A 20,281-nucleotide genomic window follows, 5' to 3' on the forward strand; every position below is an offset into this window, starting at 1 on the left:
TCACGTATCTCCTATCTTGACTTAACATTTTCACATGCTTTCACTTCCTAAAAATGTGTGGGTTCTAACACTCGGTTTAGCCCTCATGATGTCTGCCAGCTCATTGGTTGTATTTGTTGGTGGTCTAGTCGGCACTACGCTTGCACCATCTCCGAACCTGGCCACCTTGCCTGTGGCAGCTATCATTATAGGCACAGCACTGGCTACCGTGCCGGTAGCTCTGCTTATGAGAAAATGGGGAAGAAAAAAGGCATTCCTTACCATCATCACCTTTTCAATTTTCATTTCTTTATTGGCGGCCTACAGCATCCATGTGCAGTCATTTTATTTGTTCTGCCTAAGCTTGGCTTTAATCGGTATTTCAGTTGCCTCTTTGAATCAGTTTCGATTTGCAGCCATGGAAAGTGTGCAGCGAGAGCGAATTCCAAATGCAGCTTCGACGGTATTATTGGGAGGCATTGCGGCGGCTTTCATTGGACCTGAAATAGCCGTCAATGGAAAAGACTTACTAGAGCAACCTTTCACCGGATCATTTATTCTTTTGGCCGTTTTATTTGTTCTAGGGTTTGTCATCATTTCATTTTTTCAGAATGTAAAACCTATAAACGAAGAGAATTCAATTCCCGGAAGACCACTAGGTGAAATTATCAAACAACCGGTTTTCTGGACAGCGGTTCTCTGTGCCATGATGGGCTATGCCGTGATGAGTTTTATCATGACAGCTACTCCAGTCAGCATGCATGTTATGGATGGTCACTCATTGGAAGACACTAAATGGGTCATTCAAAGTCACATTGTAGCCATGTTTTTACCTAGTCTGATTACTGCATGGATCATCAAAAAGATTGGCATTAAGGCTATGATGTTGACTGGCATTTCAGCCTTTGTGGTTTGTATAGGCATTGCTTACTCCGGGCACCATGTGGGGCATTATTGGGGATCTCTGGTTCTATTAGGTATCGGCTGGAATTTCCTCTTTATTGGAGGGACTACGCTCCTACCTCAGGCCTATAATGACAACGAAAGGTTCAAAGTACAAGCCTTGAATGAGTTTATGATTTTCGGAACACAAGCTACTGCGGCGTTATCAGCAGGCTTTGTGGTTCATGCCCTAGGCTGGGAAAGTATGTTGCTCACTACTATTCCCTTGCTCGTCATTCCCTTAATCGCCATAATTAGAAGCAAATAATCAATCTTTCTTCAAGATGCTCTGCCTTTCTCGGTTCACAGTCAACTGAGTCACATCAGGCCGTGAATAATGTCCCGAGACATCAAAATTTTGTCGTTCTTCTAATACTCTATTAAAATCTAAATTTGCAACAATCAATTTTTCTTCATTCAAAACTGGAGGCACCACCCATTCACCATCAGGCCCTGCAATACAAGAAGCCCCATTCGCCATTATTTCAGGTGCTGACCTAATGATTTGATCGTAATGAGGCGTGTCTTCGGGAATATCAGATTTCTTCATCAACCCTGAAGCAGAAATCACAAATGAGCGTCCTTCCTTGGCCATAAATTTGGTGATATCAAAGGTATTCTTCTCGTTACCCGGCCATACGGCAATATGCAAGTTCTCTCCTTGCCCATACAAAGCAGTTCTGGAAAGCGGCATCCAGTTCTCCCAACAGTTCAACCCACCGACTGTAAATTCCTTCAGCGGATGCACCTGCAATCCATGTCCATCGCCTGGTGCCCAGGAAAGCCTTTCCTCATAGGTGGGCTGTAGCTTTCTGTGCACAGACCGTACGCTTCCTTCTTGATTAATATATACCAAAGAACAATAAACACTATGTCCTCCTCTATTCATAGCTCTTTCAATCGTACCCAAGTATATGGCCAGCCGATGCTTCTTGGCCAATCCACAGATTACGTCTAAGTCACCTTTTTCAATTTCTACTGCTTGACGTATGTAGTGGGCGTGAAGCTCCTTTTGCATCTGAGAATTAAATTTCGCACCATCTGTGAGTTCTATCCAAAAAGGATATCCCGGCAGAAGTGCTTCGCCAAAAACTACCAACTCACAAGATTGTTTTCCTGCAGTTTCTATCGAATCATAAATTTTTTCTAATGTTCCTTTCTTGTCGAGCCAAACAGGGGACATTTGAGCTATGGCTACTTTCAGTAAATGAGATGGTGTCATGAATGGGAGTCGTTTATTGCCGAACAATTATAGTCAAATCAGCTTTCGAAAGAAAAATTTAATTTCACCATAAGTAATCTTCCAATGCGTCACCTTTGATTTGTTCATCCGTATAGACTAGTCGATATTTACGCTTATGGATTTCAAACTCACTTCAGAATACGTTCCCACCGGAGATCAACCCCAAGCCATTGCAGAATTAACCAAAGGACTCAATAATGGAGAACCTTCTCAAGTCTTACTTGGGGTCACTGGATCAGGCAAAACATTTACCATGGCTAATGTAATAGCTGAAACCAATAGGCCTGCTTTAGTCTTGTGCCACAATAAAACTCTAGCCGCTCAGCTGTATGGTGAATTGAAGCAGTTTTTTCCTGAAAATGCTGTAGAATACTTTATCAGTTACTACGATTACTATCAGCCGGAGGCTTTTCTTCCTACTACAGGTTTGTATATTGAGAAAGATCTAAGCATCAATGAAGAGATTGAAAAATTACGCCTGGCGGCTACTTCGTCCTTGCTGACTGGAAGACGAGATGTGATCGTAGTGGCTTCCGTATCTTGCATCTATGGTATCGGCAATCCGGATGAATTTGGTAAAAACATCGTGACTTTAGAGGTGGGTCAACAGATATCGAGAAACCAATTGCTTTTCAAATTTGTAGATATCTTATACAGCCGAACAGAAGCTGATTTTAAAAGAGGGAATTTCAGGGTGAAAGGCGATACAGTAGATATTTTCATCGCCTATGGAGACTTTGCCTATCGTATCATTTTCTGGGGGGATGAAATAGAAACTATTCAGCGAATAGAACCTCACACAGGCAAAAAGCTTTCTGACGAAAAAATAGTTACCATCTTCCCTGCCAATCTTTTTGTAACAGGAAAAGATCTATTGCATCAGGCAATCAATCAGATTCAAGATGATATGGTCAAACAAGTACAATACTTCGAAGAAGAACGTCGATTCCTTGAAGCCAAAAGACTAAAAGAACGTACTGAATTTGATATTGAAATGATGCGTGAATTGGGCTATTGCTCTGGAGTTGAAAACTACTCTCGCTACTTTGACCGAAGAGAAAAAGGAGCACGACCCTTCTGTCTGCTTGACTATTTTCCAGATGATTTCTTAATGATTATAGATGAGAGTCATGTCACCTTACCTCAGGTAAGAGCTATGTGGGGCGGAGATCGTGCCCGAAAAGTAAACTTGGTGGATCATGGATTCAGACTTCCTTCGGCTATGGACAACCGTCCTTTGACTTTTGATGAATTTGAAGGGATGGTAGGACAAAGCGTCTATGTAAGTGCCACTCCTGGTGATTACGAACTTAGAAAGTCAGAAGGTGTGGTGGTAGAACAAGTCATACGTCCAACTGGCCTACTAGACCCAATTATCGAAGTACGTCCAAGTGTGAATCAAATAGACGACCTGATGGATGAAATCGATGAAAGGGTGGGGTTGGAAGAAAGAGTTTTGATTACCACTCTGACCAAACGCATGGCAGAAGAACTATCTAAGTACTTGATAAATGCTGGCGTAAAAACCAGATACATACATTCCGAAGTGGACACCTTGGATCGGGTGGAAATACTTAGAGAATTGCGACTAGGCGTATTCGATGTATTGGTTGGTGTGAATCTGCTGAGAGAGGGTCTTGACTTACCAGAGGTATCTTTAGTAGCCATTATTGACGCCGACAAAGAAGGGTTCTTGAGGAATGAAAGATCCTTGGTTCAAACCATTGGTCGCGCGGCTAGAAACGAAAAAGGCATGGTAATCATGTATGCAGACAAGGTCACTGGTTCCATGCAACTAGCCATAGATGAAACGAATAGAAGGCGTGCCATACAAATCGAATATAACACTAAGCATGGTATCACTCCAACCACGGTAAAAAAATCTAAAGAAGCCATTATGGGACAAACTTCAGTAGCCGATTCTAAGAAGCAAGCGACACCAAAACCATACATTGAAAGTGAAGAAGTGAATATTGCGGCCGATCCAGTCGTAGCTTATATGGACAAAGAAGGCATTGAAAAAATGATAGAGAAAACGAAGAAGTCTATGGAAAAGGCCGCCAAAGATTTGGATTTCATGGAAGCGGCTCGGCTGAGAGACGAGATGCTTGCATTGGAAAAATTAAAGGCCGAGAAATAAAAAAGGATCAGCAAGCTGACCCTTTTTAACTTATTATGTAATCTCCTTTTACTTTTCTTCCATTTCTTCAGAATCATCCATTTCTTCTTCGGACATATCTTTGTCTTTTTTCTCAGACTTACCTCCCATTGGCTTTGGCCCCTTTGCTGGTTTAGCCGGCTTTTCTTGTTTTTCTGGCTCAGCGGCTGTTTTACCATCCGCTTTCATCTTAAGTTGCTGATTCTGCTTTCTTAGTTCTTCCAAGTCCACATGAAGTACTAAAGTTTTCTTTACCAAAATCTTAGTTACCTCTTTCTTTGATTTCACATGCCCTATAATCACAACTAAATCCTGATCATCAAATGGCGTGTGAGGCAAACCGTCTATATCAATTTCAACATCTATTTTCCCTGTTCTATCGCGAAAAACATACATGTTTCTTTCAGCCAGTGCTTCAATGATATATCCATGCAAGGTAACCAAGTGATCTTCCTTGTCATATTGTGGACCATTAGCTTTCACTTCTTCAACAGTGTAATGGATTTTTTTAGAATTAGGCCCAGTGTATTGCGCAAAAGAAAGTAGTGGCAATGCAAATAGAAGAGCAAAAAAGATTGATTTTCTCATGATTGATAACTTTATTATTTCGTTTTTAGATAGTTTATCCTAAATATATTCAAAAGATATCTACCACGAAACCAATCCTGTGATTAGTTACAGCAAGTAGAACTCAATGATCAATTTTAGTCCCAGAATAACTAGAATTGAACCTATTCCGATTCGGAGATACTTTTTAAATTTCTCATTCAAGTATTTATTCAGCTTTTGAGCATAATACGCTTTCAAAAAGTCTGTAACCCAAACCATATTCAAAACTCCAGCAAAAAACAACAACTCACTGGCTGTGTTGTTAAATTCAGTAATGGCATAGTTTGATATCGCTGCCCAGAATCCCCAAATGATCGGGTTGATGGCATTGAGCATAATGGCTTGAGTAAATAATCCAAACTTCTGCAGATGACCCGATGATGACGTAGCAGGTTGCTGGTCTTGTGGCTTTTTGAAAATGAATACCAATCCAAACAGTATGAGGAGTGCTCCCCCACCTATTGACAATTCTGCTGGTGGTTCACTCCCTTCTGACAGCTGACTTAGCCCCAGCCAAGTCAATAAGATAATGGAAGTATCTGTCAGCGCTACGCCAATGATAAAATACACGGCTTTTTTAAAACCATGATCAATCGAATTTTGAACGAGTGTAAGAAATACAGGTCCGGTAGACAGTGCCGGGACCAGGCCTGCAGACAGGCCAATCAGGTATGCAATCAAAGCTTAATACGTTTAATTAACCCTCAATTTAACACTAACTATTGAACTAGATCAACCAACTCCCCTTCTGATTTTTTAAACAAACACATTCTTTGGAATTTACCTGCCACTTGAATAGAACCTAAAATAGCCAATCCATTGTCGGCAGTTACTTGAATCGCTCCTAACTGATAAGGACTGGAAAAACCAAGGTAATCAACCCCTACATAAGCTCCCGTATTGTCATAAAAATGAAGTGCAATCTGCTGATTTTTAGTTGTAGTAGCTATTATCACATAATCAGACTCATTTAAAGAAACCGTGGTCATTTTCACCTTTTGATCTACCTCCCACTCGAGCATCGCATTGCTGTCAATGTCGCTAGCTGAAGTGGTTCCTGAAGTATTGAGTGTAGTCTGACCAGACGCAAACTGATCTCCATAATTAAATCTCGATAGTGCGAAAACATCTCCATTCAAAGGAAGCAAGCCGCTGATTCCCCCTTCGTCTTGCTGTCCTTGGACCACTCCAGATGGAGAATTGCTACTCAAGTCTGTAAAAAGCAACGATAACGTATAATTATAAAACCCATTAGCATAGTAGGTTCCATTTGCCGTTTTGCCTGCAAAGAAAGGCAACTCTCTACCCGTTCTTGTAAAATGATCTATAATCGGTTCTTCCACTTCTTGTCCGGCTCCTATTCCAAAGGCACTTTGCTGTGCGATAGAACCATCCATATTGACAACAGTCAAGTCTGTAGTTCTATCGACTGAATTATAACTCAAAAGCACAAATTGGTCTTCTCCATCATTTTGAGCATACATAGGATAAGTAACCCCGATTCCAATGGTGCTCAATACTCGAGCGGAGTCATCCACTTGATTCAAATAGGCTTGAAGACTCACCGCATCCATGCTCACAAAATAGTGCAGGCCACCTAAGGTCAAAAATTCACCTACTGGATGGACATTATTATCTCGCATATAGGTATTTCTGATAAACTGGCCTTCTTCGTCTGTACTAGCTATATAAGTCCCTAAAAAATCCGTATCGTCTCTTCTATAATTTCCCAAAAGCAAATAACCATCGTCGACGGTCTGAGTAACATCGACTGGACTGATGGCATGGTCAAATTGGTGACTATCATAGATTCTTAAAAAGGAATCCGCAGGATTAACCTCCTTATTATCTCCTATATCACAAGATGAAACAGCCAAAACAACAGCTATTCCATAAATTAGATTTGTTAATTGTATTTTCATAAGAGACTAAAAATCAGAATTAAAACTTTTGCTAATAAATCGCATAGGAAAAAAGACTCCCACATTCATCGTAATGTTATCAATGGTAAGATCATCCATGGCGTCTCCCGATGCTGCCAAGCGATTCTCAGAATACCTATTGGATGCGCTAGCAATATTATTTAACCCATATCGGTAGTTGATATCTAAGGAAAGTCTAATGTTTCCTGGGTCGTAATGCACACCTACACCCGCCATGATCCCCAAAGAAGAACCAATGAATACATCCTTCGCTCCCACAATGATCGCTGGTGGCTGATAAGGCTGAACCGCACCAGCTGCCACATCATTATTTTCAATAGTCACCTCCTTATTGGCATTGAGTAACCGACTATAATAAGCTCCAATCTGGACAAAAGGCCTTACTTTTTCTTGAAGAATATCATATTTAAACATCAAGGGCAAATCGATATACTCCAAATGATTTTTCTGATCATAATTCAGAATTACCATGTCATCCGGATTACTCGCAGACTCATAAGTATATGAATTATGATAGGTAAAATTGAACCTCGCATAATTGGGAAAGAAGGCTAAAGAGAAACCACGGTGATAAAACACGAACTCCAAGCCTACCTGAGAGCCCAAGGCCTTAAAATTATCGTAGTCTTTATCTAATTCAGCATCTAGAAAGTCGACGCCTTCAAATGTAGAATAAAGCTGTGACGGATTGGCTTTGGTTAAATTAGGGCCTCCCTTTAAACCAATCCAAAACTGAGTTTGCAAAAACTGCTTGAGTGGGTTTGGTGGTTTTTTAGGTTGACCCTTTCGTTGTGCCATACCATCAAAGGTAATGAGCAAACAAAAAAGTAATAGCAATCGAAATGAGCGATTCATAAGTTTAGTTCTTAACAATGAGTTTTTTTGAGTCTTTTAGTAATCCAGCATCTATTCGATAGATATAGGTTCCCGGCTTGAGCTGGGATACATCCAGCGTCACTTCATGTTCTCCAATAGTTTTTTGCTCTTGCATAATTTGCTTAACGAGTTTTCCCTTTTGATCATAGAGTCGAAGGCTGACTTGTGCAGGAGAATTGAGATAGAATCCGATTTTCGTTTCGCCCTGAGCAGGGTTTGGATAACACTCTTTTAAGTGGAAACGGTGAGTAATAAAATCCTCCACACCGTCAATTACCGATTTGGATACCTCAACTTTCTCCACAGCCTGACCATCATCATTGGTCCCATCTATATAGTTATTGAAGAAGATATCGTTTGTAATCACACTTTTATCTACTTGCATCCAATCTTCTAATATGCTCGCATAGATCTGGCGATAATCGTATTGCATACCCACATTATTCTCTGTCATGTCAGGGTTCGTCCCGTAAACACCTGCATTAGCCCCCTTGCCAAAAATAAACATTGGTCCGCCGGTGCCATGGTCGGTTCCATAACTACCATTTGACCCAATTCTTCTTCCAAACTCAGACATGGTCACCGTCAACACACGATCTTCAATACCTCTGGCTCGTAAATCATCTTGAAAGGCCTTCATGGCGGATGAAATATGATAAAGTAACGATGCATGGTTTCCCATTGTAGGATCATATGATTCTACTTGATCCGCATGTGTATCAAAGCCACCAACCTTTACAAGAAATACTTTCGTTTTGGCCCCGAGGCCTGGCCCTCCGCCATCTAACAGCCTCGCCACCAACTGCAACTGTGGTGTTAATCTATTGGTTTTGGCGCCATCAGGCGCATTATATGGATATACTTCTGGGTATGTCACCGAAGTAGCCGAAGCATTGTTGTAGATTTCCAACAGTCGCGCTGCATAATCCTCCGACTTATCTTCCAGCCCCAAAATCCAATTCATTTCCTTCCAATAGGGAGAGTTCAATAGGTACTCTGGAGGACGGCCCCTAGGGTCAGTTCCCTGGTCTACAAACCCATCCAAATTCTCAATCAAATCAGCAAACCCTTGCGGATTCCCTCCTAAAGAAATCGAAGATGGTATATTCCCTTGTTGGTGAAAAACCAACGAGACATCACTACCCAATTCTATCGCCAAAGGGTCTGGCATATTTTCATTAGGAAAATCATCCGGGTAAACCTGTGGAGCATATTGACTTTGCAGGTAACGCCCAACCCAACCAGAAGAATAAAAATCATCTACTCCTCCACCCATATTCCAAATGTCTCTACCACGGAAGTGAGATCCATTGTTATTCTTATAGGACACGCCTTGGACGATAGCCATTCGCCCTCGGTCATAGAGATCTTTCACTCCTTGCATATCAGGATGTAGACCAATTTGATCTTCTAGTGCTAGCGTACTATCTAATGGGATGTATCTTCTCGCTCCACTTTTTGCTGGAATGGCAATATTTGCTCTTCGGTTATAGTATTGATCATATTGATCTACCGGTATAACTGTATTCACCCCATCATTGCCTCCTGAAAGTTGGAGGATGACAATCACCCGATCATTAGTACTGCTGGCAGCCATCTGCTGATAATAGCTATTTTTTGCTATGAGATTGATTGGCACACCACTGATGGCAAAAGGTAGACCAGCGGCCAAAGGTATTTTCTTTAGAAATTTTCTTCTTTTCATTACGCTGGGGTTAAGAGAGTTGGTATTCAGGCGACTGCAAGATGGCATTGAAAAGATTCTTCAGCTGTGTTTCTACCACCTCTCCATCTTCTAAATTGGTCCATCTAAAATTCCACGATCCTTCAGGGTCAGCATCTATCTGTGGAGAATATAAAAATGCCATTAGGAAATAGTTCAAGCGCTCTGCGGTGATTTCAGATGAATCATCTCCCGCTGCATCAAAGGTTAGATTATCATTCATTGGAAGGAAGTATCTACACAGCTCAATAATCAAGTCATTGGCATCAGCCGCCACGGCCGAAAAATTATCTTTTACAAATTGAACCACATCTACTCCAACACCTCCCGGTTCGTCAGCATCCATATTGTTCACCAATTGCTGAGCGAATTGGTAACGTTCTGCCAGATAATTTGTAGAAATCCAACTTCTATTGAAGATTGGAAACTGATGGTAAGCAGGATAACCAGCGACCTCCGGTGGTTCATAATACACCATTCCCTGGCTATTCATGGCCTGCTGGATACTTCCCATAAAGGTGTAGTAGTTCTCCAGATCAGTCGTGTAATCAGGAATAGTTACTTCCAACATTTTCAATGTACCCAAAGTGAGGTCCAATGGCGATTTAATGATAGACCCGAAGTGATCATTAGCAGTACCTGCACCATCTTCGTAGAAATGCTCGCTTTGAAACAAGTCCATCAGCACAGGCTGCAACTTATAACCGCCATTGATAAAAGTCTGCGTTAGGTTGTCGATGATGTCATCATCCAGGGTTTGATCTATGTCGTAGTAAACATAAAACCGATAAATCTTTCGGCAAATGTTTCGTGCAGCCTCATCAGATACGCCATAAATCATCTCCACCAGTTGATCAATTTCATCCAAGGCACTTTCCTCAGTTGGAGAGCCACCTTGCAACAAATCAGGGTTGGGAGTTATAGTAGCATCATTGAATCGATAACTGAACTGCTTAATACTATTGTCGTGAGATGAAGCAATAGTCCCTCCACGAACAATACCTCGAGGCAACTCTGTGTCTTCATCTATATTGCTATAGGTATCATCAATATTGAACCCGGAAAATACCAAGGCGGCAGCTTGCACATCTTGCTCTGTATAATTGAAATAATCTCCAGGTGCAGGAAGTGGAGACAAAGTACCTTCTAGTCCTCTACCGATAGAAAACAATTCCAGAAACTCTCGTCCGAAGTTTTCATTTGGACTACCTAATACATTTGTATCACCATCCAGGAATCGCAGCATAGCATTCTCGACGCATACCTTTTTGGAAAGCGTCTTAAAGTTGAAATCTGGGTCACCATTGTCATCAAAACTAAACTTTCTAAAAAGGGCATTCTGGTAGTAGATTGATGTGCTGTTCGCTACTTTGGATTCTAAAGTCGTAAATATTGTATGCAGCAAAAAAGTTACTTTCTCTCTTGTAGCATAGGACAGCGCCTGATTATCAGCCACGCCTATGGCAAGTAAGTGTCCAAAGTGCCAGGACTTTAAATAGGCATTCAACCCTCTGTCAGTAGAATTTGCCTCTGTTCTTGGTGTTGTAATCCACTCCTCACCTGTTGCTGGGTCGATCGGGAGTTCAGGGTCTGGTAGACCATCTGTAATGAACAGCAAGTCCATCGCTTCACTGGCGGTCAAAGCCGCCACTTGGTCAATTTGTGCTTTAGTCGCTCCGAAAGTAGCTCTTCTGAGCAAATGTGCGGCTCGCTTTCTTCCTAGCGTTCCAGCCAAAGCGGTTAGTGGCATAGCAGGTGATTTATAGTTTCCAATATCGGCAGAATGCCTAATACAATATTATCTTAAATATGATTCAAAACGAACTATACTAAGAAATAATATAACTATTTGTAGATATTTTATTTAAATCTTAAAAAGGTCAATCAGATCGTAACACTAGTCTTATTTGCAATGAATTGATTCCAGCTTTTCTGTCGCTCTTCATTCAATACTCTAGGGAATTTATGCTGCCCTCCTGCCTTGCCTTGGCTCCGCATCCAGGAATAAAATATCGAAGAAGGGAGGAAATCAACAAACAACTCTTTAAGTGCAGCAGATCTTTCCACTCGATAATCGTCATTAAGCTGCTTCAAATTCTCATCCAGCAGTTTCCTGAATCTGCCTTTGTTCACCGGATCATCCGTTCCAATATACCAGCGATGAGCAAAGAGCGAACCCAACGGCTCCCCACAAACAGTAAATTCCTTGACCGTCATATCTAGCTGACTAGCTGTCAACTCCAGTGCTTCATTCATATTGTCAAGCGACAAGTGCTCTCCACACAAACTCAAGAAATGTTTCGTCCTACCCTTAATAATGATCTCTGATTCTTTCTTATTGGTAAACTCAATTACATCACCAATTAAGTATCGCCATGCTCCTGCGTTGGTGCTGAGTAACAAAGCATACTCCTGGCCTTCTTTCACATCTTCAATATGGAAAACCTCAGGATCAGCTACTAACTGTCCATTTCTATCAAAGTTTTGATTAGTAAATGGGATGAACTCATAAAATATGCCATTATTCAATACCAATTTCATCGAAGGGTGATTGGGTTTATCCTGAAAAGCAATGAATCCCTCTGAAGCCAAATAAGTTTCCATGTAATGAATAGGCTCGCCTAGGAGCCTCTCAAAACCTCTTTTATATGGCTTGAATGAAACACCACCATGAACGAATATTTTCAAATTTGGCCATATATCATGAATAGTCTTTACATGATAATGTTCAATTATCCTCTCCATCAACAATTGAATCCACGCCGGCACGCCTACTATCACACCCACGTTCCAGTCATTGGCTCGCTGAACTATTTCTTCCAACTTTGCTTCCCAGCTGGCCGCCTTAGCAATTTTTTTTCCTGGCTTGGCAAACCCCTGAAGCCATATCGGAATTTGTCCGGTAGTGATACCGCTAAGATCACCCTCAAAATAGGTCCCATTGAATTTGAGATCCGTACTGCCCCCTACCATCAAAATATCTGTTTCATAGTATTTTGAATCAATCTCAAGCTTTGATAAGGCCAGCAACTGACGGACACCCGTCCTCTGCATCGACTTTAACGCCTCCTTTGTAACTGGAATGTATTTGGATGGAGCTCCTGAGGTACCCGAGCTTAGTGCATAATATTTGACTTTACCCGGCCAGCTCACTCCTTTGATCCCTTCTCTTGATTTGGACCACCATTCGTCATTGATGGAATTGTAATCATGAATGGGTACGTTGCTCTTATAATAATTATAGAATAGGTTCTGATCTTGATCTTTAAAACCGTTGAGGATGGTTTTAAAATAATAGTATCTACCAAAATAGGTATCCTTTGCAGCAATCAGCAGTTTTCGTAATTCTGCCTTCTGCAGGTCAAAAGGAGCAGTGTAATCTTGTTCCAAGCTTTCTCTTAACCGAATACCACGTTTGAGCAATGTCCCTAAAATAGCCATGTGAATTGAACAACTGATTGAAAAAATTGATTCATCAAATTAGCAGAAATAATACACTGAACTATTCTAAGTTAATTGTTATTTTGTTAATTCACGATTAAGAAATCAAGTAATACATATGGCTGTTGCAGATCAAATCAAATCCATCAATAAAGAACTAGAAGGCTCGCCAGCCAAACTCATTGCGGTAAGCAAAACCAAACCCAACGAGCTGATCGTAGAGGCCTATGAAAACGGACATAGAGCTTTTGGAGAAAATAAGGTACAAGAGCTGGTAGACAAATCAGAAACTCTCCCCAAAGACATTGAATGGCATATGATTGGTCACCTTCAGCGAAACAAGGTAAAATATATCGCTCCATTTGTGCACTTGATTCATGGGGTAGATACCATCAAATTATTAAAAGAAATCAATAAGGAGGGTGGCAAAAACGATCGGGTAATTTCTTGCCTTTTACAAGTACACATTGCTGAGGAAAGCACCAAGTTCGGGTTCAGTGAAAACGAAATCGAAGAGTTTCTAGGCTCTAATCAATTGGATGAATTTGAGCACGTAAATATCATAGGGTTGATGGGCATGGCTACTAATACTTCAGATCAAACTCAAGTGAGGAGAGAGTTTGCTGGCTTGAAATCCTTTTTCGAAACTCTAAAATCTAAATACACTCATGCTCATTTAAACCTCAGCGAGATTTCTATGGGTATGAGTGGTGATTATCAAATAGCCGTTGAGGAAGGCAGTACTATGGTCAGAATTGGGAGCACCATTTTCGGAGCTAGAAACTATCCTAATTGAGATTAGTACTATTAAAGTTGAAGCTTCGACCCAAATCCTCGAACATAGGATAAGGCAGCAATTACGTTTCCATTTTTGGTAATCGTCCCGTCAAAGTCCCGACCGAAAATGAAGGTTAGTTTCTGATTCTTACTCACATCATAAGACGTATTCAGCGTAAACCTCCAAGAGCTTTCAATTTCTGACACAGATGCACTTCTATAAATAGCTTCTAAACTGCCCGAGAGTTTATTCTTATTACCTAAGATAAATCTACCTCCCAAATCCAAAGTCGAAACATTACTTTCTAGAACATTGGTGTTATTCTCATCAGCATAGATTTTATCCGGGTTATACATATAACGTATCAATCCCAAGAATGACATTCCGGATTTTTGTCCTTCATGACCAAACACCGTCCATATTCCGGCTTTGGTCAAATTTCCATCATCGAAACTGCTGTTCGGAAAATCTAATACTAAACCAGCAGCCACATCCCATTTAAAACCGAATCGGTCATAAGATAATTTTTCTGTTAGGGTTTTAATCTCATCAAATTGCTTTTCAAACATTTTATCTACAACCAAAGTCTCAGTACTATCTATTTTTGAACGCTGCATATTCCATTCTTGTACTTTGCTCATATCCCGTTGAGGAGGTGACTTTTTCATTTCAGCATCGATCAATAACTTCAAAGAGTCATTTTTCATTCTTATTCTTTCCTCTTTCAGGCGTACCATTTCGGGCAGCACTCGCCGTTTGATGGACTGCATTTTCATGATCTTTTCTTGAAAACTTTTATCAAGAGTACCACGTGCCAAAGAGAACTTTATACCAATCCCAAACTGTTGAGACGAAACTAGAACTTCATCTTTGGCTGAGTCTAAACTTTGAGTGGCCACAGAAAGCACGAAACTTTGTCGGAGATTTGATTTCAAATTAACCTTGCTATTACCTTGTTTCTTCTCTGGGTCGTAATTCATAAAATCATACAAACCCTTTTTGAAAGGTGAATAATCGAATGCAAAACTGGTTGGCAATGAAGAGAAATTATCAGACGATTGTCTTATTAAACCAACTAATTCATTTCTATCTGAGGGTTTTTGAATATCCGAATCAGATATCCCAAGTAAATTGGCTGCTGGAGAAGAAGGCGCTTGAAGCATTTCTAAATCCAACTCTTCTTTTTCTTCACTATTGTCCTGTGACATTGCGCAGTGAAAAGAAAGCAAAATCATAAGACTGAATAAATATTTCATAACTCTTAGTTTAGTCGTAAAATCCTATTACTGTTGTGAAAGTATAAGATTGCCCATCTTCTGAATCCTGTTCCAATGCCCAGGATTTTTTCTCCTCTCCTCCCTTGAGGATTACTTGCTGACTCACCATATCAAAGTCGGTTTGTATATCGGTTAAAGAAGAAGTAATTCGCAGTTCTTTACCAATCAATTCCTGATTTGTACCTAGGTTCAACTGAAAAGATTCGTCCAAAATATGCTCCTCGTTGTCAATTTTCACATGAGAAGTACATTGTTGATTCTGTCCTATGAAAACCGTTAGTTTTACTTGATCATCATTTTTATCAAGTAAGTAAACATCGTATACTGATTTCGCCATTTGAATTTAGTTTATAAGTTTTATTTAGAAGGAGAGTCGGTTGAACCCTTTCTTAAATTCATGAGCCTGTGTAGCAAATTGAACCAAAAAGGAGCTCCCAGCGATAAGGCCAAAGCGGTGACCACAAAGCCAAAAAAGCGAGGCCAATTAAGCAGCAACCCAATGATATACTTCCATTCAGTGATCGTGTCTATCTGTAAATATTTTTGTCCAGTACAATAACTTCCAATTGCCCAGTCAGCTGCGTCAGCGACCACATGAGCGGGGTAATGGGCGCGACCCAGGGTATCGATAGGCAATGAATCGGGAAGAAAAACGCCCATTCCCAAGATGGAATTAGCCGCTTCCATGTCGTCCATTAATTCGCTCTTCAGAATCATCACCGAATCCAGACGTGCATTGTACCTTGCTACTAACACAGAATCGTTTTCATTGAGTTTGAGTGCAGTGGAGTCTTTGTTGACCTGTGCCGTATCGGGCAACAGGATAGCATATTTATCATAGCTGTTGTTTTCCAGATAGGCGCTGGCCAGACCGACCATTTCGGACCTGGCAGTTGTATCTACAGAAAGTTTTTTCACAATAGAAAATGTATTCACATTAAAACCCCAGGCAATAAAAAATCCAATTACAAATAGAATCTTCTGCATGCGCTGTCGATACCACTCTGTAGTTTGCTCCATAGTGCGATCAAACCAGTTTTCGAGCGCAGTTTTAAATGCAAGTAGCTGTTCTGTCATCTTATCAGTGGTGACCTCACAGTCCTCCAGCACACTCAATATATATGCGGCTGTGGACTCACCCAAGATCCGATCCGTGTCTGGTACATGATTTGGATCCGTCTTTTTTAAGGCCCGGCGCTGTAATCCCGACTTTATTTTATCTACTTCTGAAACTCCAGCACCCGAAACTGAGGCCTGGGCTTTCACATTATCCATAATTACCTTGGCAAAGTTGGCCGCCTGAATGGCCGATGGGCCTAGATTACCTTTTCTACCCAAATATTTAATTTCCTGATGGTTATAAAATCGCTCGATCAGGCTTCCCTTAAAATCTTTCGGGAAGAAATTAATCAGTTCCATTAGACGAGGAAATTTGGACAACTCACCCGAAGATTCATCATTGATCATTCGGTTGACAGCTTCTTTCAGGTTTCTGGCTCGTAGCGTAATGGCAGTGGCAAAAATTTCAGCTACCAGCGATGCCAATAAGCTATACAATAAGTAGATGAACACCAATCCAATGGCTACATCCAAAGCAACACTTCCAGTCATAATAGTTTAGGTTTAGGTGAAAAAATCAGGATTGTAATAAGGTTTCAATGAGGGATCTAGATTGATTGCCATATACCCCATCTACAGTCAGTTGATTATTGGCCTGCAGCAATTTCAGCGCTTTGAGCGTTTTATTTCCAAAGTCTCCATCTGCATCGCCACAATTGTATCCCAGTTTATTCAGTATTTTTTGTAGGCCAATTACATCCAGACCCTTGTCACCTTTTTGTAAAACAGGCTCAGGGATATCCAACAAAACCTCTGCTCCCACCCTACGAAAACCAAGCACTTTTCCAGCATCATAGCCTGCTATTGACACTGAGTCGCCCTGATTACCTCCGATACAAAAAACTTTCTTTTTGTCTGCAGAATGCCCCAAATAAAAACCTACATGTCCCTTCCAAGAATGGATACTTTCTCTCCAAAATATTACGATATCACCGGGTTTTGCAGCAGTTGGTTCTTCCCCTACTTGTAACCAACTTCGGGCATTTGCTTTACCACTTCGCTCATAATTCAATTCATCACAACAAAAATTGACGAATATGCTACACCAAGGTGTTTCATCGTCTTTAACCCCAGGAAAATTAGATTGTTCGGCGTAGGCAACAATTCGTGGATTGTGCTCACTTCCAGGAATTTCGGCTTGACCCAATTCCTTAAAAGCCACTTGAAGAAGTTTGCTCATGGTAGGTTAGTCTTGGTTCGTTTTACCAATTTAGAGCAAATGCCCAAAAGAGTCAATACCTTAAATCATGTATTTGCTCTGAAGCCATACAAGCATTGACGGATCAGCATACTTAAAAGCTACTCAGCAGGCCATCCATCCAGCAGCAACTGCGCTCCAGCCGGATTGGTTGCAAACGGGATATTGTGTACATCGCACAATCTCATCAGCATTTGAATGTCTGGCTCGTGTGGATGCTTGCCTTGAGGATCTCTAAAGAAAAAAATCAAATCCATATTGCCTTCGGCTACCATAGTAGCTATCTGCGCATCCCCACCCATGGGTCCAGACAGCAACTTACGGACCTTCAAACCCGCCTTTTCGGCATGCGAACCTGTAGTACCTGTGGCAACAATATCAGCTTTCTCAATTCGATCTTTATTCTGAAGTAAGAAGCCAACCATCTCGGCTTTTTTGCCATCGTGGGCAATTACTGCTAGTTTCATATCTATCTGGTTATAACACTCCTAAAGTTATAAACTTTAGGAGTGTTAATGATTTTATTTTCTCCACTCCTTCCACTGATTGATCAAGCTGTTGGTTGATCCATCGTGAGAAGTTACTTTTTCGTCGCCTTGCAGTTCTGGTAAAATTTGTCCAGCCAATTGCTTTCCAAGTTCCACACCCCACTGATCAAAGCTGAATACATTCCAAATCACACCTTGCACGAAAATCTTATGCTCATACATGGCGATCAAAGCACCCAGATTGAAAGGCGTAATTTTCTTGATCAGAATAGAATTAGTCGGCTGATTGCCTTCGAATATCTTGAATGGCAACAAGAAATCAATGTCCTCTTCTTCCATCCCTGTCTTCAACAATTCGTCTATTACCGTTTCTTCCATCTTGCCTTTCATCAAAGCCTCAGTTTGTGCAAAGAAGTTGGCCAAAAGCTTCTCATGATGATCGCTCATTGGATTTTGACTTTGTGCTGCGGCAATAAAGTCTGACGGTATTAGCTTCGTGCCTTGATGAATCAGCTGATAGAAAGCGTGCTGCCCATTAGTTCCTGGTTCACCCCAAATGATTTGTCCTGTTTGGATCGAAATCGGTTCTCCATTCCTATCAATAAACTTACCGTTACTCTCCATATCACCTTGCTGTAAGTAGCTGGCAAATCGATGAAGGTATTGGTCGTAAGGCAGAATCGCATGTGACTCAGCACCGAAGAAATTATTATACCAAACGCCGAGCATGGCAAGAATCACCGGCAGATTGTCTTCGAATTTGGTTTCACGGAAGTGAATATCCATGGCTTCTGCCCCATCGAGCAATGCTTTGAAATTGTCGTACCCGATGGCACAAGCGATAGACATACCGATCGATGACCACAGCGAATAGCGACCGCCTACCCAGTCCCAAAACTCAAACATATTGGCTGAATCTATACCGAATGCTTCTACTGCCTTCTGGTTAGTTGAGAGCGCAATGAAATGCTTAGCTATGGCGCTTTCGTCTTTGGCTTCCTTCAAAAACCAATCCTTAGCAGAATTGGCATTGGTCATGGTTTCTTGCGTAGTGAACGTCTTAGATGCAACGATAAAAAGCGTTTCAGACGCATCTACCTTCTGTAGCACCTGATGCAGGTGAGAGCCATCTACGTTGGAAACAAAATAAGAATTGATGTTTTCTTTTTGGTAAGGTTTCAAAGCCTCAGTGACCATATACGGGCCAAGATCAGACCCTCCAATCCCGATATTCACAATGTTTTTAATGACTTTGCCATCAAACCCTTTTAATGCTCCAGCATGAAGCTTTTCGGTAAAGGCCTTCATTTTATCGAGTTCCTTTTGGATCAAAGGACGCACATTCACGCCATTAACTTCCAGAGATTCTTGGCTATTACTTCTAAGGGCAGTATGTAATACCGCACGATCTTCCGTCTCGTTGATTTTCTCCCCGGTAAACATCGCCTCGATCGCCTCCTTTAGTTGGCATTCGTTAGCCAACTGAACAAGAAGTGACTTGGTTTTGTCTGAAAAGATATTTTTAGAATAATCCAATAAAAAGTCCTTCCATTCGATGGAAAATTTATTGAATCGCTCTGGATCCTTCTCGAACATGTCGATGATTGGATCTTTCGAAATGTCTTCGTAATGGTTTTCTAGGGATTCCCACGCATTGGTTTCTGCGGGATTTACTTTTGGAAACATATTAGTTAAAGTCTATTCGGAGTACCACGTTCCTCTCACCACAAAGTCTACAAAAAACAGACTGTGATAATTGGTCACATGGACTCCATGTAAATTAGTGTTTTAGTGTATCAATAATCAATTCATCAAGCATTTTCAGGTCTATGTCATGATGAGATTCCACGATAAAGTGTGCTTTACTCAAATTCTGATTTCCAGAATTCAAATTTCGATAACCAATACATTTCATACTAGCAGAAATTGCCGCCTGCACGCCATGTTTAGCATCTTCTATAACCACACAATTATTGGGGCTTACACCCAATGTTTTGGCAGCCAATAAAAAAATATCAGGATTGGGTTTTGTCTTTTCTACATCTTGGCTACTCACATAGCCTTCGAAGTAACGGGTAATGGCAAATTTATCCAAAACCAGTTTAATATTCTCCCTCGAAGCCGAAGAAGCTACAATCATTTTGGTGCCATTGGCTTTAATTCGATCCAATAGCTCAATCAAACCTTCTATTGGACCAAAGTCTTTCTCTTTTAGCGCGGCGATATAGGCCTCGTCTCCTTCTATGGTCAACTCCTCTGCCGAAGCGTTCAAACCGTATTTGGCAATGTGGCCGGTCCAGAGATCCCAGGTGCGCATACCTACATATTGCGCATGCTCCGAAAACGGATATTCTGTGACGCCAAAACGCTTAAGGATATCAAACTCGGTTTCATGATGAATGGGTTCACTGTCCATGATTACCCCATCCATATCAAATATTACTGCTTCTAGCATTACTTCAGGATTAGTCGGCAAATCTAGAGAAGAATTGTACAATTGAAAGTAG

18 protein-coding genes are annotated in these 20,281 nt (G+C 41.0%); 3 read left to right on the forward strand and 15 right to left on the reverse strand.

The window, feature by feature from the left end; genetic code table 11:
* Positions 1 to 34: 34 nt before the first annotated feature.
* Complete coding sequence (locus R8N23_RS13935) at positions 35 to 1,189, forward strand: MFS transporter (RefSeq protein WP_318172219.1); 1,155 nt, start codon at positions 35 to 37, stop codon at positions 1,187 to 1,189.
* Here R8N23_RS13935 and R8N23_RS13940 read toward each other — a convergent pair whose 3' ends face one another.
* Positions 1,190 to 2,143: a carbon-nitrogen hydrolase family protein gene (locus R8N23_RS13940; protein WP_318172220.1), complete on the reverse strand. Its 954-nt coding sequence runs from the start codon at positions 2,141 to 2,143 to the stop codon at positions 1,190 to 1,192.
* Positions 2,144 to 2,279: 136 nt separating this feature from the next.
* Here R8N23_RS13940 and uvrB point away from each other — a divergent pair, with 136 nt between their 5' ends.
* The gene (gene uvrB, locus R8N23_RS13945; RefSeq protein WP_318172221.1) at positions 2,280 to 4,304 is read left to right on the forward strand and encodes an excinuclease ABC subunit UvrB; all 2,025 of its coding nucleotides are present in this window, start codon (positions 2,280 to 2,282) and stop codon (positions 4,302 to 4,304) included.
* Between the two features lie 48 nt (positions 4,305 to 4,352).
* Here uvrB and R8N23_RS13950 read toward each other — a convergent pair whose 3' ends face one another.
* The 7 genes from R8N23_RS13950 to R8N23_RS13980 all read right to left on the reverse strand — a co-directional run bounded on the left by R8N23_RS13950 (position 4,353) and on the right by R8N23_RS13980 (position 12,914).
* A complete protein-coding gene (locus R8N23_RS13950; RefSeq protein WP_318172222.1) occupies positions 4,353 to 4,910 on the reverse strand; it encodes a NirD/YgiW/YdeI family stress tolerance protein in 558 nt (185 codons plus the stop codon).
* Positions 4,911 to 4,997: 87 nt separating this feature from the next.
* Positions 4,998 to 5,612 (reverse strand): LysE family translocator, encoded by a 615-nt coding sequence (locus tag R8N23_RS13955; protein ID WP_318172223.1) that lies wholly within the window; start codon positions 5,610 to 5,612, stop codon positions 4,998 to 5,000.
* A gap of 38 nt (positions 5,613 to 5,650) precedes the next feature.
* Positions 5,651 to 6,853 (reverse strand): hypothetical protein, encoded by a 1,203-nt coding sequence (locus R8N23_RS13960; RefSeq protein WP_318172224.1) that lies wholly within the window; start codon positions 6,851 to 6,853, stop codon positions 5,651 to 5,653.
* Positions 6,854 to 6,859: 6 nt separating this feature from the next.
* Positions 6,860 to 7,729, reverse strand: a complete 870-nt coding sequence (locus tag R8N23_RS13965; protein WP_318172225.1) for an outer membrane beta-barrel protein — start codon at positions 7,727 to 7,729, stop codon at positions 6,860 to 6,862.
* A 4-nt stretch (positions 7,730 to 7,733) separates the two neighbouring features.
* Positions 7,734 to 9,455: a DUF1501 domain-containing protein gene (locus R8N23_RS13970; protein WP_318172226.1), complete on the reverse strand. Its 1,722-nt coding sequence runs from the start codon at positions 9,453 to 9,455 to the stop codon at positions 7,734 to 7,736.
* 10 nt (positions 9,456 to 9,465) lie between these two features.
* Entirely contained in the window at positions 9,466 to 11,223 is a 1,758-nt protein-coding gene (locus R8N23_RS13975) for a DUF1800 domain-containing protein (protein ID WP_318172227.1), read from the reverse strand.
* Positions 11,224 to 11,357: 134 nt separating this feature from the next.
* The gene (locus R8N23_RS13980; protein ID WP_318172228.1) at positions 11,358 to 12,914 is read right to left on the reverse strand and encodes a GH3 auxin-responsive promoter family protein; all 1,557 of its coding nucleotides are present in this window, start codon (positions 12,912 to 12,914) and stop codon (positions 11,358 to 11,360) included.
* A 118-nt stretch (positions 12,915 to 13,032) separates the two neighbouring features.
* Between R8N23_RS13980 and R8N23_RS13985 the strand changes: the two genes are divergently transcribed.
* Complete coding sequence (locus R8N23_RS13985; RefSeq protein ID WP_318172229.1) at positions 13,033 to 13,710, forward strand: YggS family pyridoxal phosphate-dependent enzyme; 678 nt, start codon at positions 13,033 to 13,035, stop codon at positions 13,708 to 13,710.
* A gap of 11 nt (positions 13,711 to 13,721) precedes the next feature.
* Here the strand turns inward: R8N23_RS13985 and R8N23_RS13990 are convergent, their stop codons facing one another.
* The 7 genes from R8N23_RS13990 to R8N23_RS14020 form a co-directional block, all read right to left on the reverse strand.
* Complete coding sequence (locus R8N23_RS13990; protein WP_318172230.1) at positions 13,722 to 14,948, reverse strand: hypothetical protein; 1,227 nt, start codon at positions 14,946 to 14,948, stop codon at positions 13,722 to 13,724.
* Between the two features lie 10 nt (positions 14,949 to 14,958).
* Positions 14,959 to 15,306 carry a hypothetical protein gene (locus R8N23_RS13995; RefSeq protein ID WP_318172231.1) on the reverse strand — a complete coding sequence of 116 codons (348 nt, stop codon included), beginning with the start codon at positions 15,304 to 15,306 and terminating at the stop codon, positions 14,959 to 14,961.
* Between the two features lie 20 nt (positions 15,307 to 15,326).
* Positions 15,327 to 16,580 (reverse strand): hypothetical protein, encoded by a 1,254-nt coding sequence (locus R8N23_RS14000; RefSeq protein WP_318172232.1) that lies wholly within the window; start codon positions 16,578 to 16,580, stop codon positions 15,327 to 15,329.
* Positions 16,581 to 16,605: 25 nt separating this feature from the next.
* Positions 16,606 to 17,268 carry a TIGR02594 family protein gene (locus R8N23_RS14005; RefSeq protein WP_318172233.1) on the reverse strand — a complete coding sequence of 221 codons (663 nt, stop codon included), beginning with the start codon at positions 17,266 to 17,268 and terminating at the stop codon, positions 16,606 to 16,608.
* A 119-nt stretch (positions 17,269 to 17,387) separates the two neighbouring features.
* A complete protein-coding gene (locus R8N23_RS14010) occupies positions 17,388 to 17,753 on the reverse strand; it encodes a methylglyoxal synthase (protein ID WP_318172234.1) in 366 nt (121 codons plus the stop codon).
* Positions 17,754 to 17,807: 54 nt separating this feature from the next.
* Positions 17,808 to 19,460, reverse strand: coding sequence for a glucose-6-phosphate isomerase (gene pgi / locus R8N23_RS14015; RefSeq protein ID WP_318172235.1), 1,653 nt, complete (start codon positions 19,458 to 19,460; stop codon positions 17,808 to 17,810).
* Positions 19,461 to 19,554: 94 nt separating this feature from the next.
* Positions 19,555 to 20,229: an HAD family phosphatase gene (locus R8N23_RS14020; RefSeq protein ID WP_318172236.1), complete on the reverse strand. Its 675-nt coding sequence runs from the start codon at positions 20,227 to 20,229 to the stop codon at positions 19,555 to 19,557.
* Positions 20,230 to 20,281: the final 52 nt, after the last annotated feature.

The sequence above is a fragment of the Reichenbachiella sp. genome (assembly GCF_033344935.1).
In the GTDB taxonomy this organism is placed as follows: domain Bacteria; phylum Bacteroidota; class Bacteroidia; order Cytophagales; family Cyclobacteriaceae; genus Reichenbachiella.

What these genes read in the sequence shown, in the direction of transcription:
- R8N23_RS14000 (WP_318172232.1), bottom strand. Translation starts at nt 16,580, where the DNA reads ATGACTGGAAGTGTTGCTTTGGATGTAGCCATTGGATTGGTGTTCATC.
- R8N23_RS13940 (WP_318172220.1), bottom strand. Translation starts at nt 2,143, where the DNA reads ATGACACCATCTCATTTACTGAAAGTAGCCATAGCTCAAATGTCCCCT.
- R8N23_RS13975 (WP_318172227.1), bottom strand. Translation starts at nt 11,223, where the DNA reads ATGCCACTAACCGCTTTGGCTGGAACGCTAGGAAGAAAGCGAGCCGCA.
- R8N23_RS13960 (WP_318172224.1), bottom strand. Translation starts at nt 6,853, where the DNA reads ATGAAAATACAATTAACAAATCTAATTTATGGAATAGCTGTTGTTTTG.
- R8N23_RS13985 (WP_318172229.1), top strand. Translation starts at nt 13,033, where the DNA reads ATGGCTGTTGCAGATCAAATCAAATCCATCAATAAAGAACTAGAAGGC.
- R8N23_RS13965 (WP_318172225.1), bottom strand. Translation starts at nt 7,729, where the DNA reads ATGAATCGCTCATTTCGATTGCTATTACTTTTTTGTTTGCTCATTACC.
- R8N23_RS14005 (WP_318172233.1), bottom strand. Translation starts at nt 17,268, where the DNA reads ATGAGCAAACTTCTTCAAGTGGCTTTTAAGGAATTGGGTCAAGCCGAA.
- R8N23_RS13980 (WP_318172228.1), bottom strand. Translation starts at nt 12,914, where the DNA reads ATGGCTATTTTAGGGACATTGCTCAAACGTGGTATTCGGTTAAGAGAA.
- R8N23_RS13935 (WP_318172219.1), top strand. Translation starts at nt 35, where the DNA reads ATGCTTTCACTTCCTAAAAATGTGTGGGTTCTAACACTCGGTTTAGCC.
- R8N23_RS13995 (WP_318172231.1), bottom strand. Translation starts at nt 15,306, where the DNA reads ATGGCGAAATCAGTATACGATGTTTACTTACTTGATAAAAATGATGAT.
- R8N23_RS13950 (WP_318172222.1), bottom strand. Translation starts at nt 4,910, where the DNA reads ATGAGAAAATCAATCTTTTTTGCTCTTCTATTTGCATTGCCACTACTT.
- R8N23_RS14010 (WP_318172234.1), bottom strand. Translation starts at nt 17,753, where the DNA reads ATGAAACTAGCAGTAATTGCCCACGATGGCAAAAAAGCCGAGATGGTT.
- R8N23_RS13990 (WP_318172230.1), bottom strand. Translation starts at nt 14,948, where the DNA reads ATGAAATATTTATTCAGTCTTATGATTTTGCTTTCTTTTCACTGCGCA.
- uvrB (WP_318172221.1), top strand. Translation starts at nt 2,280, where the DNA reads ATGGATTTCAAACTCACTTCAGAATACGTTCCCACCGGAGATCAACCC.
- R8N23_RS13970 (WP_318172226.1), bottom strand. Translation starts at nt 9,455, where the DNA reads ATGAAAAGAAGAAAATTTCTAAAGAAAATACCTTTGGCCGCTGGTCTA.
- pgi (WP_318172235.1), bottom strand. Translation starts at nt 19,460, where the DNA reads ATGTTTCCAAAAGTAAATCCCGCAGAAACCAATGCGTGGGAATCCCTA.
- R8N23_RS14020 (WP_318172236.1), bottom strand. Translation starts at nt 20,229, where the DNA reads ATGCTAGAAGCAGTAATATTTGATATGGATGGGGTAATCATGGACAGT.